18 protein-coding genes are annotated in these 17,979 nt (G+C 70.2%); 3 read left to right on the top strand and 15 right to left on the bottom strand.

All coding sequences use genetic code 11. From position 1 onward, the window contains the following. Positions 1 to 3: 3 nt before the first annotated feature. A complete protein-coding gene (locus tag DI573_RS03795) occupies positions 4 to 771 on the top strand; it encodes an IclR family transcriptional regulator (protein ID WP_292810817.1) in 768 nt (255 codons plus the stop codon). A 13-nt stretch (positions 772 to 784) separates the two neighbouring features. Here the strand turns inward: DI573_RS03795 and DI573_RS03790 are convergent, their stop codons facing one another. The 15 genes from DI573_RS03790 to DI573_RS03720 form a co-directional block, all read right to left on the bottom strand. Continuing rightward, positions 785 to 1,717 (bottom strand): YegS/Rv2252/BmrU family lipid kinase, encoded by a 933-nt coding sequence (locus tag DI573_RS03790; RefSeq protein ID WP_292810815.1) that lies wholly within the window; start codon positions 1,715 to 1,717, stop codon positions 785 to 787. Positions 1,718 to 2,205: 488 nt separating this feature from the next. Beyond that, positions 2,206 to 3,579, bottom strand: coding sequence for an NtaA/DmoA family FMN-dependent monooxygenase (locus DI573_RS03785; protein WP_292810812.1), 1,374 nt, complete (start codon positions 3,577 to 3,579; stop codon positions 2,206 to 2,208). Beyond that, positions 3,576 to 4,946 (bottom strand): NtaA/DmoA family FMN-dependent monooxygenase, encoded by a 1,371-nt coding sequence (locus DI573_RS03780; protein WP_292810810.1) that lies wholly within the window; start codon positions 4,944 to 4,946, stop codon positions 3,576 to 3,578. The genes DI573_RS03785 and DI573_RS03780 overlap by 4 nt, the downstream gene beginning before the upstream one ends. A 40-nt stretch (positions 4,947 to 4,986) precedes the next feature. Further along, entirely contained in the window at positions 4,987 to 6,330 is a 1,344-nt protein-coding gene (locus tag DI573_RS03775; protein WP_292810808.1) for an NtaA/DmoA family FMN-dependent monooxygenase, read from the bottom strand. A 94-nt stretch (positions 6,331 to 6,424) separates the two neighbouring features. Next, entirely contained in the window at positions 6,425 to 7,015 is a 591-nt protein-coding gene (locus tag DI573_RS03770) for a TetR/AcrR family transcriptional regulator (RefSeq protein ID WP_292810806.1), read from the bottom strand. A 47-nt stretch (positions 7,016 to 7,062) separates the two neighbouring features. Next, a complete protein-coding gene (locus DI573_RS03765) occupies positions 7,063 to 8,454 on the bottom strand; it encodes an NtaA/DmoA family FMN-dependent monooxygenase (RefSeq protein WP_292810804.1) in 1,392 nt (463 codons plus the stop codon). Beyond that, positions 8,451 to 9,488, bottom strand: coding sequence for an adenosine deaminase (gene add / locus DI573_RS03760; protein ID WP_292810803.1), 1,038 nt, complete (start codon positions 9,486 to 9,488; stop codon positions 8,451 to 8,453). Before add ends, DI573_RS03765 begins: the two co-directional genes overlap by 4 nt. 72 nt (positions 9,489 to 9,560) lie before the next feature. Further along, entirely contained in the window at positions 9,561 to 10,625 is a 1,065-nt protein-coding gene (locus DI573_RS03755; RefSeq protein ID WP_292810801.1) for an ABC transporter substrate-binding protein, read from the bottom strand. A 69-nt stretch (positions 10,626 to 10,694) separates the two neighbouring features. Further along, a complete protein-coding gene (locus DI573_RS03750) occupies positions 10,695 to 11,450 on the bottom strand; it encodes an ABC transporter permease subunit (RefSeq protein WP_292810799.1) in 756 nt (251 codons plus the stop codon). Next, a complete protein-coding gene (locus tag DI573_RS03745; RefSeq protein ID WP_292810797.1) occupies positions 11,447 to 12,205 on the bottom strand; it encodes an ABC transporter permease subunit in 759 nt (252 codons plus the stop codon). The genes DI573_RS03750 and DI573_RS03745 overlap by 4 nt, the downstream gene beginning before the upstream one ends. Further along, positions 12,202 to 13,050 carry an ABC transporter ATP-binding protein gene (locus DI573_RS03740; RefSeq protein ID WP_292810794.1) on the bottom strand — a complete coding sequence of 283 codons (849 nt, stop codon included), beginning with the start codon at positions 13,048 to 13,050 and terminating at the stop codon, positions 12,202 to 12,204. Before DI573_RS03740 ends, DI573_RS03745 begins: the two co-directional genes overlap by 4 nt. A 189-nt stretch (positions 13,051 to 13,239) precedes the next feature. After that, complete coding sequence (locus DI573_RS03735) at positions 13,240 to 13,797, bottom strand: flavin reductase family protein (RefSeq protein WP_292810792.1); 558 nt, start codon at positions 13,795 to 13,797, stop codon at positions 13,240 to 13,242. A 243-nt stretch (positions 13,798 to 14,040) separates the two neighbouring features. Next, positions 14,041 to 14,445: an ankyrin repeat domain-containing protein gene (locus DI573_RS03730; protein ID WP_292810790.1), complete on the bottom strand. Its 405-nt coding sequence runs from the start codon at positions 14,443 to 14,445 to the stop codon at positions 14,041 to 14,043. A 148-nt stretch (positions 14,446 to 14,593) separates the two neighbouring features. After that, a complete protein-coding gene (locus DI573_RS03725; RefSeq protein ID WP_292810788.1) occupies positions 14,594 to 14,752 on the bottom strand; it encodes a hypothetical protein in 159 nt (52 codons plus the stop codon). 28 nt (positions 14,753 to 14,780) lie between these two features. After that, positions 14,781 to 15,224 (bottom strand): VanZ family protein, encoded by a 444-nt coding sequence (locus DI573_RS03720; RefSeq protein WP_292810786.1) that lies wholly within the window; start codon positions 15,222 to 15,224, stop codon positions 14,781 to 14,783. A 116-nt stretch (positions 15,225 to 15,340) separates the two neighbouring features. Here DI573_RS03720 and DI573_RS03715 point away from each other — a divergent pair, with 116 nt between their 5' ends. After that, a complete protein-coding gene (locus DI573_RS03715; protein WP_292810784.1) occupies positions 15,341 to 17,146 on the top strand; it encodes a DUF4012 domain-containing protein in 1,806 nt (601 codons plus the stop codon). 100 nt (positions 17,147 to 17,246) lie between these two features. Then, a partial coding sequence (locus tag DI573_RS03710; protein ID WP_292810781.1) for a Wzz/FepE/Etk N-terminal domain-containing protein occupies positions 17,247 to 17,979 on the top strand: 733 nt, incomplete at its 3' end.

The raw sequence follows: 17,979 nt of genomic DNA, 5'->3' as shown, positions 1-17,979 counted from the left end.
GTGATGACCCGTCCCCCTCAGCCGGACACGGATGCCGGCCGCAGCGCCGTCGACACCGTCATGGCGATCCTCGGCAGCTTCGACGAGCACCACCGCGTCATGGGCGTGCGCGAGATCTCGCGGCGCGCCGGCATCCCGAAGTCATCCGTCCACCGCACGGTCGGGCAGCTGCTGGCCCACGGGGCTCTCGAGCGACGCGGCGCGGGGGTGCAGGTCGGAGTCCGACTGTTCGAGCTCGGCACCCTCGCGCCGACGCAGGCGACCCTGCGCGACGCCGCGCTGCCCTTCGCGCATCACCTCAGCGAGTTCACCCGCCTCACCGTCAATCTCGCGGTGCGCGAGGGCAGCCAGATCGTGTATCTCGAGAAGATCTCCCAGGCCGCGCACCGCATCCCGCACACGCGCCTCGGCGGTCGTGGCGACGTGCACGCCACGGGTCTCGGCAAGGCCCTGCTCGCGTTCAGCCCCGAGCACGAGATCGACGATGTGCTCGCGGCGCCGCTGCGCGCGCTGACCCCCCACACCCTCGTCGATCCCGTCGCCCTGCGCGCCGAGCTCGCCGAGATCCGGGCGCGCCGGGTCGCTTTCGATCTCGAGGAGTCCTCCCCCGGCCTGTTCTGCGTCGCCGCGCCGATCCTGGATGCCGGGGCCCGGCCGATCGCCGCCATCTCGGTCACCGGCGCGACCACCCGCCGCCAGGTCGAGGAGCACGCGGGCTCGCTGCGCACCGCGGCGCTCGCGATCTCACGCGCCGCCGCGGGCGCCCGTTAGGAGGGCGGCGTGCTCACCGCACCCGGATCGCGGCCGGCTGCACCGTCACCGCGAACTCGCGGGTCTCGCCGATCTCTTCGCCGTCGATCTCGAAGGCGCGCACCTCGGGCAGGCTCACGCTGATCTTCTTCGCGCGAGCGTGGGTGACGGCATCCGTGCTCGTGGTCTCGCTCTTGTCGCTGATCAGACGTTTGAGACCGTTGTCCCACACCATGGTCTTGAGCGTGCCCGCCCACTCCCCCAACCCCTCGGCGCTGAGCAGGAGGTAGTCCAGCTCGCCGTCCGAGGGGTCGGCATCGGGCAGCAGGGTCAGACCGCCCTGGAGCGTGCCGCAGTTGGCGATCAGCAGGGTGTGACCCTCTTCGTCGCGGCCCGGCTGGTCATCGGCTGTCAGATGGAACGGAACGATGTCACTCGCCTGCAGCGCGCGGCCGAGGGATTCGACGTAGGCGAGCCACCCCGCCTTGTCTTTGAGGTCGTCGTTGGTCTCGGCGATCATGTGGGCGTCGATGCCGAAGCCGATCATGACGACGAACGCATGGCGCTCCGAGCCGCGCTCGAGCTCGACATCCACCCAGCCGACGTCGACCGGGGTCGCCCCGCCCTCGAACACACGGGCGAGCGCGGCGGAGACGTCGTTGATCGGCACTCCCAGATTGCGGGCGAGCAGGTTGCCGGTGCCCAGCGGCACGATGCCGAGCTCGGCATCCGATGACGCATCGGCGAGCGCCTCGGCGACGGCGCGCACGGTGCCGTCGCCGCCCGCGACGATGACGAGGTCGGCGCCCGCCTCGAGCGCCCGGCGCGTGGCGCCCTGCCCCGGATCCTCGGGGGTCGTCTCCCACCACGAGATCTCGGTTTCGCCGGCCGCGGCTGCGAGACCCTCTTCGAGCACCTGCTTCTCGGTCTTCGACGGGTTCCACACGATCGCGATGTGCGCGCTCATTCGGCCTCTTCCTCTGCCACGTCCGGGCCTGATGCCCACTGCCCACTGCCCACTGCCCACTGCCCATCATGCCTGCCGCGGAGGCCCGCGGGGTACGTCGACGACACCCCTTTCGCCGCGCCCCCGCGCGGCGGAGATTGCGCCCACGCCGGACAAGGGAATGACCGCGAGCGTGCGCGTTCAGTCTGGCGCTGGAATTCATGCGTGCTGGTGCCCGACCAGATCCGTCCGTGAACGTCTCGGCATACACTCTCGACGCCGACCCCGCGCTCGCCTAGCCTGGCGGTGGGGAGGGGCCTTCCACGTCACCGCTGTCCCCAGCAGCGGGTGCCGCCGGTCCCCAACGGGGGCACACGGCGTCCCCTTCTCGTTTACGGGCCCCCTCGGGTCGCACGGTCTCCCCAAGAGAGCGTCCCGAGGGGGTCTCGTGCGGGAGTGCGGGGAATGCGCGGACACGGGCGCCGCGCCGTCGCGGGCGCCCGTCGACGTCAGCGCGCGGCGGCCGCCATCGCGCTCTGCCGGAACGCCGCGCCCGGGTGGGTGTCGGGCAGCCGCACACAGCCCTCGCCGAAGAGATGCTCGCGCAGCGTGGTGCCGGGCAGTTCGTCCTTGATCAGGCCGCGACGACGCAGCTCGGGCATGACCTTGTCGAAGAAGATGTCGTGTCCACCATCGGGGTCGGGCTGCACCAGGAAGCCGTCGGCGTCGGTCTCCTCGATCAGCGCGACCGCCTGATCGACGGCCTGCTCCACGGTTCCGAGGAACGGCTTGCCCATCACGCCGTTCGCGCGGAACTCCTCGATGATCTCGCGCACCGTCGGGGCATCGGGTCCGAGGAACCGCTCGACGTTCGTGCGTCCGTTATCGGTGTTCGCGGCGGCGGCGGGCATCGGCTTGTCGAGATCGAGGGAGAGCAGGTCGATGCCCGTGAAGTAGGCGTAGGTGGTGGCGGCGAACTCCAGCGAGATGCCGGCGATCTGCTCCGCGTGCGCCCGGCGCGCCTCCTCCTCCGTGTCCGCGATGCGGAACGTGCCGGCGATAAGGCACTTGACCGCGTCGCGTCCGCGGCCCTTCTCCTCGGCGCGACGGCGGATGTCGGAGATCTGCTCGGCCAGCGCCTTGGACTCGGCCGCGAGGAACACGGCCTCGGCATATGTCGCGGCAAGCTCCCGCCCCGCGCTCGAGGCTCCCGCCTGGAACAGCGTCGGTGTCACCTGAGGGCTGGGCGGGGTCACGAGCACGCCCCGCGATGAGAAGTACGGGCCATCGTGGACGACCTCCTGGACCTTCCCGGGATCGGCCCAGATGCCGGTGTCGGCATCCTTCACGAGGGCGTCGTCGGCCCAGCATCCCTCCCAGAGCTTCAGTGACAGCTGCACGTGGTCGTCGGCGAGCGCGTACCGGTCATCGTGCGGCATGAGCGGCTCGCCGAACAGCAGGGCGGAGCCCGCCTGCGCGGAACCCGTGACCACGTTCCAGCCCATCCGGCCCTTGGAGAAGTGATCGAGCGAACGGTACTGCCGCGCGACGATCGGCGGCTTCTCGGCCATCGTCGACACCGTCGTGACGAGTCCGAGGGTCGAGGTGGCGGCGGCCAGCGCCGACATGAGCATCTGCGAGTCCACTGTGGAGAACTGCACGTCGCGCTCGATCGCGGTCGGGATCACCGCGCCATCGAGCGTGGGGTACCCGTACGAGTCGGCGAGGAAGAGGAAGTCCGCCCCGGCCGCCTCGCACCGGCGAGCGAGGTCGACCCAGTATTCGAGGTCGGTGAAATTCGGCTCGTCCGCGCGTCCGGGCATTCTCCAGGTGCCGCGGGCGCGGCCGTTCTGGAACATTCCGATGGCCAGCTTCTTCGTCATGCGATGCTCCTGTCTGCGAGGTCTCGGCGGTAAGCCGCGCCCGGGTGTTCGGGTGCAAGATGCGCAGTGCCCGTGCCGAGCAGGCGTTCGCGCAACGTCGTGGCGGCCTGATCGGCGTCGACGAGGCCGCGGGCGCGGAGCACGGGCATCACCAGGTCGATGAAGCTGTCGAATGTGCCCGTGTGATCGGGCTGCACGAGGAATCCGTCGGCGTCGGTGGCGTCGATGACCTGCTGCGCCTGATCGACGACCTGCGCCGCATCGCCGATGAAGGGCGCGCCCATGACACTGTTGCGCTGGAACTCCTCGAGGATCTCGCGCACCGTCGGGGCATCGGGTCCGAGGAAGCGCTCGACGTTCGTGCGCCCCGTCTGCGTGAGAGCGGCCTCGGGGTCGAGCGGCTTGTCGGGATCCATCGACGAGAGATCGAGCCCGGTGAAGAACGCGTACGACGCGGCGGCGTCCTCGAGGGTGCGCGTCGCCGTCTGGCGTTCGCGCAGCGCCCGCGCCTCGCCCTCCGTCTCGGCGACGACGAACGTCCCCGCGATCAGGCACTTGATCGATCGCGGGTCGCGCCCGTACTCTTCGGCGCGGCGGCGGATGTCGGCGATCTGCTCCGTCAGCGCCGGCACTTCGGCGGCGAGGAAGACCGCCTCGGCATACTTCGCCGCCAGGTCGCGTCCCGGACCGGAGGTGCCCGCCTGAAACAGCATCGGCGTGCGCTGGGGCCCGGGCGGGACGGTGAGGATGCCGCGCGAGGAGAAGTGCGGTCCGTCGTGGACGATCTCCCGCACCTTCTGCGGGTCGGCGAAGACGCCCGCCTCACGATCGATCACGAGGCCGTCGGCATCCCAGCATCCCTCCCAGAGCTTCAGCGAGAGGTCGACGTGATCGGCGGCGATCTCGTACCGCAGGTCGTGCTCTGTCATCGGCAGGCCGAACAGGCGCGCCGATGCGTTCTGCCCCGCGCCCGTGACGATGTTCCACCCGATGCGCCCGTTCGTCATGTGGTCGAGCGTGGCCATCTTGCGGGCCACCATCGGCGGCTTCTCGATCGTCGTGGACAGCGTCGTGACGAGACCGAGCTTCTCGGTGACGGCGGCGAGCGCGGGCAGGATCATCGTGGGATCGGCTTTGGGGAACTGCACTCCGCCGCGCAGGGCGACCGCGGGGATGCCGTCGCCGACAACCGGGTAGCCGTAGTCGTCGGCGAAGAAGAGGAAGTCGACTCCCGCCGCCTCGCAGCGCCTGGCCATCGTCAGCCAGTGATCGAGATCGAGGAAGTCCACGGCGGTGTTCTCGGGGAGCTTCCACGCCCCCATGAGTCCCGCGCACTGGAACATGCCGATCTTCCACGGTGCCGTCATCGCGTCGCCTCTCGCGCATACTGAACTGAACAGTTCAAGGCTAGCGACCCTTTGTTACACCCGTGTCACCGACCGGAGAACGCTGGCGCATCGCGGCGGCCAGCCGAAGGTGCTCCCGCAGGGTGGTCCCTTCGTAGCCGACGCGGAAGAGCCCCCGCCGGCGCAGCTCGGGCAGCAGGGTGCGATCCAGGTGGGCGATGTCGTCGCCCCCGAGCAGCGTGAAACCGTCCGCCGCGCGCGCGTCGAGCCACTGCTCCATCTCGTCGGCGACCGTCTGCGGCGTGCCGATCATGGCCGCATGAGGCCCGGCGATCGCCGAGCGCTCGAGGAACTCGCGGTAGGTCGGCCGCCCGTCGTACGCGAGCCGGCGATAGGTGGCGATCCGGCTGCGGCGTGCTCCCAGTCCCTCGATCTGCGCGGGCGAGGGGAAGACATCGGCGGGAATCGGACGATCAGGATCCAGTCCGCGCAGCGCGAGGCCGGGCAGCTCGACGTCCAGATCGGCCAGGATGCTGTCGATCCGGTGGGGTGTGACCGCCGCCGCCCGCGCGGCCCGCCACGCCTCCTGCACGCTCTCGCGCACGTAGAGATGAAGGCCCGGCAGCACCCGGATGTCGTCGCGCTCCCGACCGGCCGCGCGCGCCGCGCCCGCGAGCTGCTGGGAGTACTCGATCGCGAGGCCGAGGTTGGGCGTCGCCGCGAAGACGGCCTCGGCGTTTCGGCCCGCGAAGGCGATCCCATCCGTCGATGCGCCGGCCTGGAAGAGCACCGGCCGCCCCTGCGGCGAGCGCGGGATGTCGAGCCCGCCGCGCACCCGCACGTGATCACCCGCGAAGGCCACGTCGCGGATCCGGTCGACATCCGCGTACACCCCCCGTCCCGCATCGGCGATCACCGCATCCTCGGACCAGCTCTCCCACAGCTGCGTCACGGCGTCGACGGCCTCCTGCGCGTGCCGGTAGCGCTGTTCGGGGGCGGGCAGCTGCGCGATCCCGAATGCCTCAGCCGCGGAGAACCCCGTGACGGCGTTCCAGCCCGCGCGTCCGCGGGAGATCTGCTCGAGAGACGCGAACTGGCGTGCGAGCCCGTAGGGGTAGGTGAAGAGCGTCGAGGCCGTCCCCACCAGGCCGATCCGTGTGGTGTGGGCGGCGATCGCCGCGAGGATCGTGAGCGGCTCGAACGGCGGTTGTGGGTTGCGCGCGAGCGCCGTGCGGTCGAGACCGATGAAATCGACGTAGAACAGCGCATCCAGACCGGCCGCCTCGGCCTCGCGCGCGCGTTCGATGTGGCGCTCGAGCGAGACGACCTCGGGAAGACGGCGATCGGGATCCTCTCGCCAGGATCGGCTCTCACTGATGAACGGCATCGTGCGCACGAAAGACATACGACGGGGCATGGTCCCTCCAGATGAACTGTTCAGTTCACACTAGGCGGCCGATGTTACGCCGGCGTGTCGGGAGCCGGCGCACCCGGTGGGTTCAGCGCGCGGGGAATCCCGCCGCGCCCTCTCGCCGCAGGAGGTCGACGACGGCTGCGCGATACGACGCGCGTACCTGCTCGGGAGACACACCGGCCAGGAGGAGGAACTGGAGTCCCCGCCACAGCGCGATGACCTGCGTGGCCGCGGTGAGTGCGTCCGCGGGCGTGAAGCCCTCACCGAGCAGGGCCGTCTCCACCTCTTCGATCCACTCGCGACCGACGCGCTCCGTGAAGTCCTCCCACTCGTCGGGATCGCGCATCGCGATGCCGAAACGCTGGAAGAACAGGCGCACGTACGGCCTGCTGTCGGGATCGGCGAGATCGTCCCACGCCGTCAGCAGCCGCTCCTCGAGATCGCCCGGCGCGTGCAGGCGCGCGAACATGTCCCGAAGACGGGGGAAGCTCTCGAAGGCCACGAGCGAGGCCTCGTCGATCAGATCCTGCTTCGACCCGAAGTAGTACAGCAGCATCCGATTGTTCGAGCCGATCGCCCGCGCGATCGCGCTGAGGCTCGTATCGATCACCCCGTCGCGCAGAATGAGGTCCACGACCAGACCCATCAGTCGCTGACGCTCCGGTGTGCCCTCCACCCGGCTCATTGTAGAGGGGCGGCGGCGGGCGACCGGCATGCGCGGGATCAGCGCACGGGCAGGGTGGAACGCAGCACGGGATGCGCCGCCCCCAGCCGGTCGTTGGCCGGCGTCTCGGTGAGCCGGGCGCGGAGGGTGTTGCCCGGTGCGCCTTCGCGGAGCCGGCCGCGCTCGCGCAGGATCGGCATCACGAGGTCGCCGAAGTCCGCCAGGTCGTGCGGCTCGAAGACGGGTTCGATGAGGAAGCCGTCGAGGTCCGTCTCGGCGATCAGCTGCTCGATCTGGTCGGCGACCTGCACGGGGTCGCCGACGATGCGGAATCCGCGGGTGCCGCGCCCCCGCAGCTGATCGAGGATCTGGCGCACGGTCGGGGCGTCGTCGCCGAGGAAGCGCTCGATGTTGCTCGTGCCCATCTGTCCGATGGGGCCGCCGGCATCCACCACCTGATGCAGCGTCTTGTCGGGATCCAGCGCCAGCAGGTCGATCCCCGTGTTGCCCGCGTAGAGCGAGGCGACGATCTCATCGGTCTGCAGGGCGTCGAACTCGGCCTCGTAGCGGCGCGCGTCGGCCGCGGTCTCGCCGACGAACACCGTCAGGCCCGACATGAGCTTGAGCGCCTCCGGATCGCGCCCCGCCTCACCGGCGCGCCGGCGGATGTCGGCGACCGCCGCCGCGGTGCGGGCGGGCGTCGTGGCCTGCACGAAGACGCACTCCGCGTTCGCCGCGGCGAATGCGCGGCCGGCGGGCGACGTCCCCGCCTGAAAGAGCACCGGGGTGCGCTGCGGCGAGGGCGGGGCGCCGTAGTATCCCCGCGAGCGGTAGTGGTCTCCGTCGAACTCGACGCGGTGCACGCCCTCGCGGCGGGCGAATATGCCCGCCGAGGGATCACCGACGAACGCGTCGTCGTCCCACGCGGTCTCCCAGAATCGTGCCGCGAGCTCGACGTACTCCCCCGCCATCTCGTACCGGGTGTCGTGGGGCACCATGCCGTCGTGACCGAAGACGTCGGCGATCGCGTTCTGCGACGCACCGGTGACGATGTTCCACCCGATCCGCCCGCGGGTCAGGTGATCGAGCGTGGAGAACCGCCGGGCGAGCTGGACCGGGTGATCGAGCCCGGTCGACTGCGTCACGACGAATCCGAGCCGATCGGTGTGCTGCGCGAGGATCGGGATGAGGTAGTCGGGATCGGCACCGGGGAAGTTGATGCCCTTCTCGACCGCGACCCGCGGCAGGTCGCCGTCGATGAGCGGGTACCCGTACCCGCCCGCGAAGAAGAGGAAGTCGAACCCCGAGTCCTCCAGGATCTTCGCCATGCGGATCCAGTACGCCGGGTCGAGGTAGGAGAGCCCCTCGCTGCGCGGGTGGGCCCAGCTGTACGTGCCGCCGACCTGCGGCCCCATGACCTCGAAGACGCCGAAGTGCAGAGTCTTGCTCATGCGGCGGTGTCCTCGGCGCGCGCCGCGGCGAGCCATGCGTCGATGTCGGCCCTCGCCGTGGCCTTGACGTCCTCGGCCGCCAGCGTCGTCTCGATCGACGTCCAGGCGCACGCGGCGAGCTGCTCGTCGCTCATCCCCAGGCTCGTCCGGCACAGCTCGTACTCGGCGAGGATGTCGGGACCGAACAGGATCGGGTCGTCCGCGTTGATCGAGCAGCGCACACCGGCATCGAGCAGCCGGGTCAGCGGGTGCTCGCCGATCTCGGCGACGACATCCAGCAGCACGTTGGAGGTGGGGCAGACATCGAGGGGGATGCCGCGCTCGGCCAGTTCGGCGACGAGGGCGGGGTCCTCGACCGATCGCACGCCGTGCAGGATGCGATCGGCGCCCAGGACGTCGAGTGCTTCGCGCACGGATTCGGGGCCGACCAGCTCTCCGGCGTGCGGAGTGGCCTGCAGCCCCGCGGCGCGGGCGATCGCGAAGGGCTCGCCGAAGTCGGCGCACGGGAAACCGCGCTCGTCGGCGGCGAGGCCGAGCGAGACGACACCCTCCCCCGCGAAACGGGCGGCGGTGCGCGCGACCTCGATCGCGTTGTCGAGACCCGCGGTGCGGTCGATCGTGGGCATGAAGCCGAACGCGATGCCGTGGGCCGCCGACGCCGAGCGCGCGAGGTCGAGCATCTCGGCGAGGGCCGCATCGAGCGAGCCGTAGCGGGTGGCGTAGAATCGCGGGCTGACGCTCAGCTCGAGGTAGGCGACGCCCTCGGCCGCCTGATCCTCGAAGATCTGATCCATCAGGATTCCCAGGTGGTCGTCGTGGTCCATGGCCGCGAGCAGCCCGCGGTACGTGGAGCTGAAGGCGGTGAATCCGCTGAAGCCGCTCGTGGGCACCGGCTCGATGCCGAGCTTCTCCGACAGCGCCACCAGGGTGGCCGGTCGCATGGCCGCCTCCATGTGCAAGTGCAGGTGCCCCTTCGGCAGGGCCCGCAGGTCACGGGTGGCGGCAGTGGTGGTGAAGGTCTCGGTCAGAGTCATGTCGGTCTCTCTCGCGGTCTCGGTTCGGGAAGCAGGGGCGGGGCCGGGTGATGGTGCCCGGCCCCGCCTCGATCACTCCTGGAGGCTGGCGTGCGCCGCTTCCAGGTAGCTCATGTCGACGTACTCGTTCGGGTCGGGAAGATCGGTGTATCCAGCGGCCTCGAGCCCGGGATACATCACCTCGAGCATGAGCTCGGGATCCATCCAGAAGAGCGGGTCGCCGTACTCGCCCACCACGAGCGGCTGCTGCAGCTCGTTCTCGCGGGTCTGCTGGACGATGTCGAGGCCGAGGTCGGCGCCGAACTCGTCGACCGAGAGCTGAGCGCCGACGGCGAAGTCCTCGCCGTTCTCCTCCCAGCCGCGGATCGACGCCCGCAGGAACGCCTCCATCACATCGCCGTTCTCCTCGACGTACGCGGAGTCGCCGTAGACGATGTTTCCGTACAGGGGCATGCCGAGCTCGGCGTAGAGCGTGACGACGTAGTCGTCGGGCGCGAGGCCGTACTGCTCCTCGAGCATGATGGGCTGGTTGGTCGCGTAGGCGGTGTAGGCGACACCCTGGCCCTCGACCAGGGGCGCGATGTCGAAGCCGACGGGGATGAAGTCGTAGTCGGGCTCGAGGCCCGCGAGCGCGAAGGCCGCGTCGTAGTTGATCTGCGTGCCCTCCTGACCCAGCACCGTCTCACCGACGAGGTCCTCCGCCGAGTAGACGGGGTTCTCGGCCAGCGAGACGAGGGCGCCGGGGCTCTCCTGGAACAGCGCCCCGACGGCGGTCCAGTCGTTGCCGTCGGCGAAGGTCTGCAGCCACTGCTGGGTGCTGGGCACGATTCCGAGGTCGGCGTCGCCGGCCGCGACCGTCGCCATGGTGGTCGGGGCGTTGGGCCCACCGCCGATCCACTCGATCTCCAGCCCCTCCTCGGCGTAGTAGCCCTCGGCGTCGGCGATCCAGAAGCCCGCCCACTCGACGTTCTTGATCCAGCCGAGCGAGACCCGCACGGTGGTCAGGTCATCGGCAACCTCGGTGGATTCGGCATCCCCCGCCCCACCGGCGCAGCCGGCGAGCGCGAGCGAGGTGACGAGGGCGAGAGAGGATGCTGTCAGCAGCCGGGTGCGGCCGCGTGCGCTGATGGTGGGCATGGGACTCCTTGGATGGGTGGGGTGGGGGTGGGGGTGGGTGGTGCGAGGCGGATCGGGAAGGGATCAGGATCAGGTCACGCGGGCGTCGACGCGACGCTCGAGGGCGCGCGCACCGACGAAGACGAGGACCGACGCGACGGTGGCCACAAGAGCGGTGCCCCACGCGCGTTCCATGTCCATATAGCTGCGTGAGTGCGAGAACAGGGCACCCAGCCCGTCGGTGCCCATCAGGAATTCGGCGAGCATCGCGGCGAGCACGGCGCTGGGCGCGGTGATGCGCACGGAGATCATGAGGTTGGGCAGGGCGTGCAGCACGCCGAGTCGGCCGAGGACCTGCAGCTTGTTCGCGCCCATCACCCGGAAGAGGTCTCGTCCCGCATCGGGGATGGACGCGAGCCCTGACAGGGTGAACACGAAGGCCGGGAAGAAGCAGATCAATGCGGTCGAGGTGATGACCGCCGCGTCGCCGTACCCGACGACGCGGGCGATGATCGGGATCATCGCGGTGATCGGCACCGAACGGATCACGAGGGCCGTGGGGGTCACGACTCCCGAGAGCGCCGCCGACCACCACACCGCGATGCCGGCGACGAACCCGATGAGCGTTCCGCCGATGAGGCCACCCAGCGAGACACCGAGTGTGTACATGAGCGAGGGGAGGTAGTCGCCGAAGCCCGCCGTGACATCGGAGATGACCGACCACGGACGCGGGGCGACGGTGGAGGTGTAATCGTTGGCCACGATCCACAGATCCCAGGCGATCAGGATGAGGGCGATCGGCCACAGGTGCAGCAGACCGATTCCGAACGAGCGCAGACGGTTCACGCGAACCTCCGAACGGCCAGTCGCTGCAGCTGCACGAAGACGAGGTAGGCCGCGAGCGACATGATCGTCGCGGCGAGCGCCGCCGCCCAGAGCAGGGCCATCTGATAGTTCTGCATGGCGCTCACGAGCACGAGCCCGAGTCCCATCGGAGCGCCGAACCACTCGCCGATCGTCGCGCCGAGGACGGCGGCGGGGGCGGCGAGGGTGAGACCGTCGAAGAAGGCGGGCACGGCCTGGGGAAGCTCGAGCCGCGCGAGTCGCTGCACCCGACCCGAGCCGAGCACGGTGAAGACGTCCTCGTGCGCGGTACTCGTCTGCGCGAAGCCCGAGGTCATCGTGACGAACATGACGAATCCGACGCTGAGCGCCGCGATCACCATGGGAGTGTCCTCCCGTCCGACCGTCGTGATCAGCAGCGGCGCGAGAGCGATCGTGGGCACCGCGTGCAGGATGGCCGCGAATCGGTCGAACCCGGGCCTGAGCAGCGGAACCACGAGCGCGAGGGCCGCTCCGATGACCGCCACCGCGACGCCCAGGACGAATCCCTGCGCGGCGGCGGCGAGGGTGACGAGGCTGTTGCGCCAGACCAGGCTCGCGCCGGCGGGCGTCGCGACGTACTGGAGGACGTCCGTGAGAGGCGGCCATGCCCGGCCGGCGAGCTGGAACTGCCCGATGAGTTCGGCGGCGAGAATCAGCAGCACACTGCCGATCACGCCGTAGACGACCTTCATCGACGCGCGGGGGGCGGCCTTCACGCCGCGGCGCCTTCGCTGGCATCGAGCAGCGACGTCAACTCGTCCACGAGCGTGTGGAACTCCGGTGAGCGCGTCGTCTCGGCGCCGCGCGGACGCGGGAAGTCGATGTTCTTGACCTCGCGGACCTGCCCGGGGCGGCCCGTCATGACGAAGATGCGGTCGGCCAGGATGAGGGCCTCGTCGACGTCGTGCGTGACGAGGATCGAGGTGATCTTCTCCTCGCCCCAGATACGCGCAAGCTCGGCGTTCATGCGCCGGCGGGTCACGGCATCGAGGGCGCCGAACGGCTCGTCGAGAAGCAGAAGATCAGGGCTGAGCACGAGGGCGCGTGCGATCGACACGCGCTGCCGCATGCCGCCCGACAGCTGCTTGGGGCGCGCCTTCTCGAATCCGGTGAGGCCGACCAGTTCGATCAGGCCGTCCACGCGAGCATCGTCGACCTTGCGTCCGGCGACCTTGTAGGGCAGCGCGATGTTGGATCGGACGGACGCCCAGGGCAGCAAGGCATGCTCCTGGAAGGCGACGCCGAGACGGTGCTGCTTCGCGAGCTGCCGAGGATCCGCGCCGAAGACCTCCACGGTTCCGCTCGTGGCCTCGTCGAGACCGGCGGCGAGGCGGAGCACGGTCGACTTTCCGCATCCGGAGGGACCGATGATGGCGACGAACTCGCCCTCCTCGATCTCGATGTCGACCTTCGCAAGCGCCTGCAGCTGCTTGCCGCGTCCGAGCGAGAAGACCTTGTCGGCGCCCCGAATGGAGACCGCCGTGCGCAGACCCGGGTCGCTCGCGACGCCCGGCGACCCGGTGGTCGCGGTGGGTGCGGTGAGTGTTGCAGCAGACGCCATCGGAGGGCTCCGTTTCGGTCGGGCGGTCCTTGTCTCGATCACCCGGACGCTTGCTGCTCCACCCGAGTGAATTGGTTAGTTCAACCGTAGGAACGTCCTGTTTCGCCCACGTGACGTGATCATGCGCACCGTGTTACGTTCTCGGCGCCGTCTCGCCCGCACGCGCGCACAGCCCTGTGCGCGCGGACCTCAGAGGCCGGTCAGCTGGTGGAATCGCTGCTGCTGGTACACCAGCGGCACGGTGTCGTGATCCACGCTCATGCCGTGCACCTGCATCACGATGATCCGGTGGTCTCCTGCCGGTGTCGTCGAGACGATCTCGCACTCCAACCACATCGTGGATCCGTCGATGAACAGCGCCCCGGCATCCGTCGTCGTCACGGCCAGCCCGGCGAAGCGGTCGCGACTGCGGCTGGCCAGCTGCATGCACGCGTCGGCGTGATCGGCACCCAGGATGCTGACCCCGATGCGCTGCGCGCCCTCGAGCACCGGCCAGGTCGTCGAGGAGTTCTGCACCGAGAACATCACCATGGCCGGGCTGTACGACACCCCCACGGAGAAGGAGGAGGCCACCATTCCGACGGGGGCGCCGTCGACGGTCGCGCAGATCGCGGCCACGCCGGAGGGGAAGCGTCCGAACGCCCCGCGCACGTGGGCGGGTTCGGCGCTGACGGGAGAGAGCGCCCGTGCGAGGGCGGGAACCATGGCGAGATCGACGTCGCGCTCGAGGTCGGAGATGAGGGTCATAGGTCGGCTCCTTCTGCGGGGGCCGCCCAGGGAGGGCGGCTCTGGCGAGCCCGTCGGAGAAGCCACGAGAACACGAGCCGCGCAGCTTGCACCCCGACCGGGTGAAGATGCCCCCGAGGTGTTGTGTCTCGGATGGGTTGCACAGCGGCTCACGCTGCCCCACCAGTATGCGTCGACGCGTGTTGCTCGCCGGTGACACCGATGTAACAGGTTCGTTGCGCCGCCCCTCTCGTGCCCCCGGACTCAGGCCGAGTGGTCCTCCAGCGCGGCCACCATCTCGGGCATGCCGAACTGCACCGCGATCTCGGCCGCCGTGTGCGAACCGCGGTCGGGGTCGGCGCCGGCGTCGAGCAGCGCCCGCAGCACCGGCTCGTCGCGACGGAAGACCGCGCACGCCACAGCCGTCTGACCGGCGCTGTTGACGACGTCGACATCGGCGCCGCGGCGCAGCAGCTCGGCGACGGTCTCGGCCTGCTGGGCGTATGTCGCGACGATCAGCAGCGTGTCGCCCCGCGCATTGCGCGTGTCGATCGGCACCCCCGCGTCGATCATCTCGCCGAGGGGGCCGGTGCGACCCTCTCGCGCGAGCGCGAAGGTGCCCTCGACGACCTCTTCGCTCAGGTGCGCCCCGGGATTCGTGTCGGTCATCGCCCCACCTCTCTCGGGTTCCCATTGTGCCCGAGCGGGAGTAGGCTCCCCACATCCACACGGTCGTGGGTGACGTACTGGGGTTTGGGGAAGCCGCCATGGTGGGATTCATCGTCGACGCCGGGCACGCGCTGGGGAGCGCAGCCGGTCACACCAGCAGGGCCGCAGCGCCCTTCGAGCCGAGCCGAGGCTCGCCGGTGAGCAGGATGCTGTGGGGAGTGACGCTCGAGCACTGCGCGGAGTGCGGGGTCGAGGTCGCCCCCGCCGACGCGTACCGCTCGTCGGTGCGTGCGGTGTACTGCTCCATCGAGCATGCGACGCGGGATCTCGAGTGATCAGCGTCGCCGCGGACGTGTGATGTAGGCGGCGATCAGGATGCCGAGGGCCGCCCCCGTGGTGTTGGCCACGACATCGAGCAGGCTCGCCGTGCGGCCGTCGCCGAGCGACTGCCACGCCTCGATGGTGACCGTCACCACGATCGCGGCGGGCAGCACGAGATACCGTGAACGCCGCAGAGCGAGGGCTGCCAGCAGGCCGAACGGCACGAACAGCGCCACGTTGGCGGCGAACTCGAGCCGGTTGTAGGTCAGCCCGGGGATCCGATCGATGAACCAGCCGACCAGCGGCGCAGCCGGCGCGTCCACGTGCGTGGGCCAGAGCGCGATCAGCGCGAGCGCCACGGCGTACGCCGCGAACAGCATCCACGCGTGTCGCGAGGTCCACGGCCCGCCCAGGCCCCGAGCCGCGCCCGGGCGCGGTGCGGGTGCGTCCGTGGGCAAGCGGTCCTCCGTGGGCGGTCGGGTGCGCCCGATCCGGGCGACGCGCGATGACGAAGGCACCGGTGCCCCAGTCGGTTTCCGTGATCCTAGCCCAGCATCTCGCTTAGGGTGAGACGGTGACTTCGCAGGCCGCTTCCTCGCGTCGCGCGAGGCGCGGCGGGTCGCGCGCGCGCAGAGCCCGCGCCGGACGCATCACCGCGATCACCCTCGGCACCCTCCTCATCGCCGCCATCGCCACCACCGCCTGGATCGCCTCCCGCGCCCTGGCAGCCACCGAACACCTCACCACCGCACAGACCCTCGCCGGCGACATCCAGAACACCCTCACCACCGACCCCACCGCAGCCACCACCACCGCCACACGCCTCACCGAGCACACCGCCGCCGCCCGCGCCGCCACCGACGACCCCCTCTACACCACCGCCACCCACCTGCCCTGGATCGGCCCCCAGCTCCACGCTCTCGCCACCATCACCACCGCCCTCGACGACCTCACCGGCACCGGCCTCACCCCCCTCCTCGACGTCGCCGCGAACCTCGACGTCTCGGCCTTCGCCCCCCGGGACGGCCGCATCGACCTCGAACCCCTCACCCGGATGCAGGACCCCGCCGCGACCGCGGCCACCGCCGCCGCTGAGGCCGCAGCATCCCTGCACACCCTCGACACGACCACCCTCATCGGCGCGCTCGCCGCCCCCGTCACCCAGGCCCAGACGCTGCTCGACACCGTCGCCGACGGCACCGACGCCCTGCACCGCGCCACCGTTCTGCTGCCCCGCGTCCTCGGCCAGAACGAACCCCGCGACTACCTCATCCTGTTCCAGAACAACGCCGAATGGCGCTCCCTCGGCGGCATCCCCGGCGCCGTCGTCGTCGTCCACACCGACAACGGCACCCTCACCCTCACCGGGCAGGACACCGCCGGCAACCTGCCGCAGCCGCCGCAGTCGATCCTGCCCCTGCCCGCGGACGTCCAGAGCCTCTACGGCGACGACCCCGGCAGGTTCATGCACAACGTCACCCAGGTGCCCGACTTCACCGTCTCGGCGCAGCTCGCCCGCGAGATCTGGTACCAGGGACACGGCCAGCAGGTCGACGGCGTCATCGCCCTCGACCCCGTCGCCCTCTCCTATCTGCTCGCCGCGACAGGACCCGTCACCCTGCCCACCGGCGACGTCCTCACGAGCGAGAACGCCGTGCAGCTGCTGCTCAACGAGGTCTACTACCGCTACGCTGCGCCCGCGGCTCAGGACGCGTTCTTCGCGCAGGCCGCCGTCGCCATCTTCGACGCCCTCACCACCTCGGCCATCCAGCCCACCGCCCTGCTCGAGGCGCTCGCGCGGGCCGGCGCCGAAGACAGGCTGCTCGTCTGGAACGCGCGCGAGGACGACCAGGACGTGCTCGCGGGCACCACGCTGCAGGGCGCCCTGCCCGTCACCGATGACGAGTCGACGAGATTCGGCGTCTACGTCAACGACGGCACCGGCTCCAAGATGGACTACTACGCGCGCCTCGAGACCGCGACCGGCTGGTGCAGCGTCGACGAGGGCACCGCCACCGCCGCCCTCCGCGTCACCCTGCGCAGCGAAGCACCCCCCGACGCCGCCACCGCACTGCCCGGCTACATCACCGGGGGCGGGTACTTCGCGCCCGCGGGCCTCATCCGCACCTACACCTATATCTATCTGCCGCGGGGTTCGACCCTCGTCGCCGAGGCTGCGTCGCCAGGCACCGTCGGCCCGGGAACGCACGACGGGCTGCAGGTCATCACCTGGGTCACCGACCTGCAGCCCGGCGAGTCCGGGACCTTCGACATCGTCGTGCAGACTCCCCTCACACCCTCCCTCGAGGTCGTGCGCACGCCGACCCTCTTCGCCACGCAGACGCAGGATGCCGGTGCGAGCTGCAGCATCGCTCCCTGACACCAGCCGGGCTGGCATCGACATCCACCCGCTGTGGCACTATGGACGCACACGACCCGCCATCGCCGGCGAGCGTGCGACTCTGGGGGGAGCTCGGTCGATGGGCCTGCGTGACTTCCTGCGCGTCGTTCGCAAGAACGTGTGGATCATCGTGGCTCTCGTGGCGGCATCCCTCATCGCCGCGGTCGTGTTCTCGGCGCTGCGGACGCCACTCTACGAAGCCAAGGCGACGGTCTTCGTCTCGTCTCAGGCCGGAGGCACCATCGCCGAGGTGCAGCAGGGATCCAGCTTCACGCAGAGCCGCGTGACGACCTACACTCGCCTGGTCACGACCCCCAGCGTGCTCCAGCCCGTGATCGACGAGCTCGACCTCGACACCACTCCCGCGCAGCTCGCCGAGAACATCACGGCCAACAACCCTCTCAACACCTCGCTCATCGAGATCCAGGTGCGCGACCCCGACGCCGCCGATGCCGCGGTCATCGCCGACGCGCTCGGCGACAGCCTGCGCAACACCGTGCAGCGTATCGAGACGCCGCTCGATAGGTCCACGTCCCCCGTGCGGCTGACCCAGGTCGAGAGCGCGAGCGTTCCGATCGCCCCCGTCGTGCCGAACGTGCCCCTCAACGTCGGGCTCGCCCTGGTCATCGGCCTCGCTCTCGCCGCGGCAGCCGTCGTCGCGCGCGAGAGCCTGGACACACGAGTGCGGCGACCCTCCGACATCCAGCGGGTGACCGCCATACCGATCGTGGGGTCCATCCCCTTCGATCCGGCCGCGAAGAAGCACCCGCTTGTCCGCCACGACGACCGGCTCAGCCGGCGGGCGGAGTCCT

The organism is Microbacterium sp., from assembly GCF_003248605.1.
In the GTDB taxonomy this organism is placed as follows: domain Bacteria; phylum Actinomycetota; class Actinomycetes; order Actinomycetales; family Microbacteriaceae; genus Microbacterium.
Note: the sequence above shows the minus strand (reverse complement) of the source record. Positions and strands in the feature narration are given on the sequence as shown.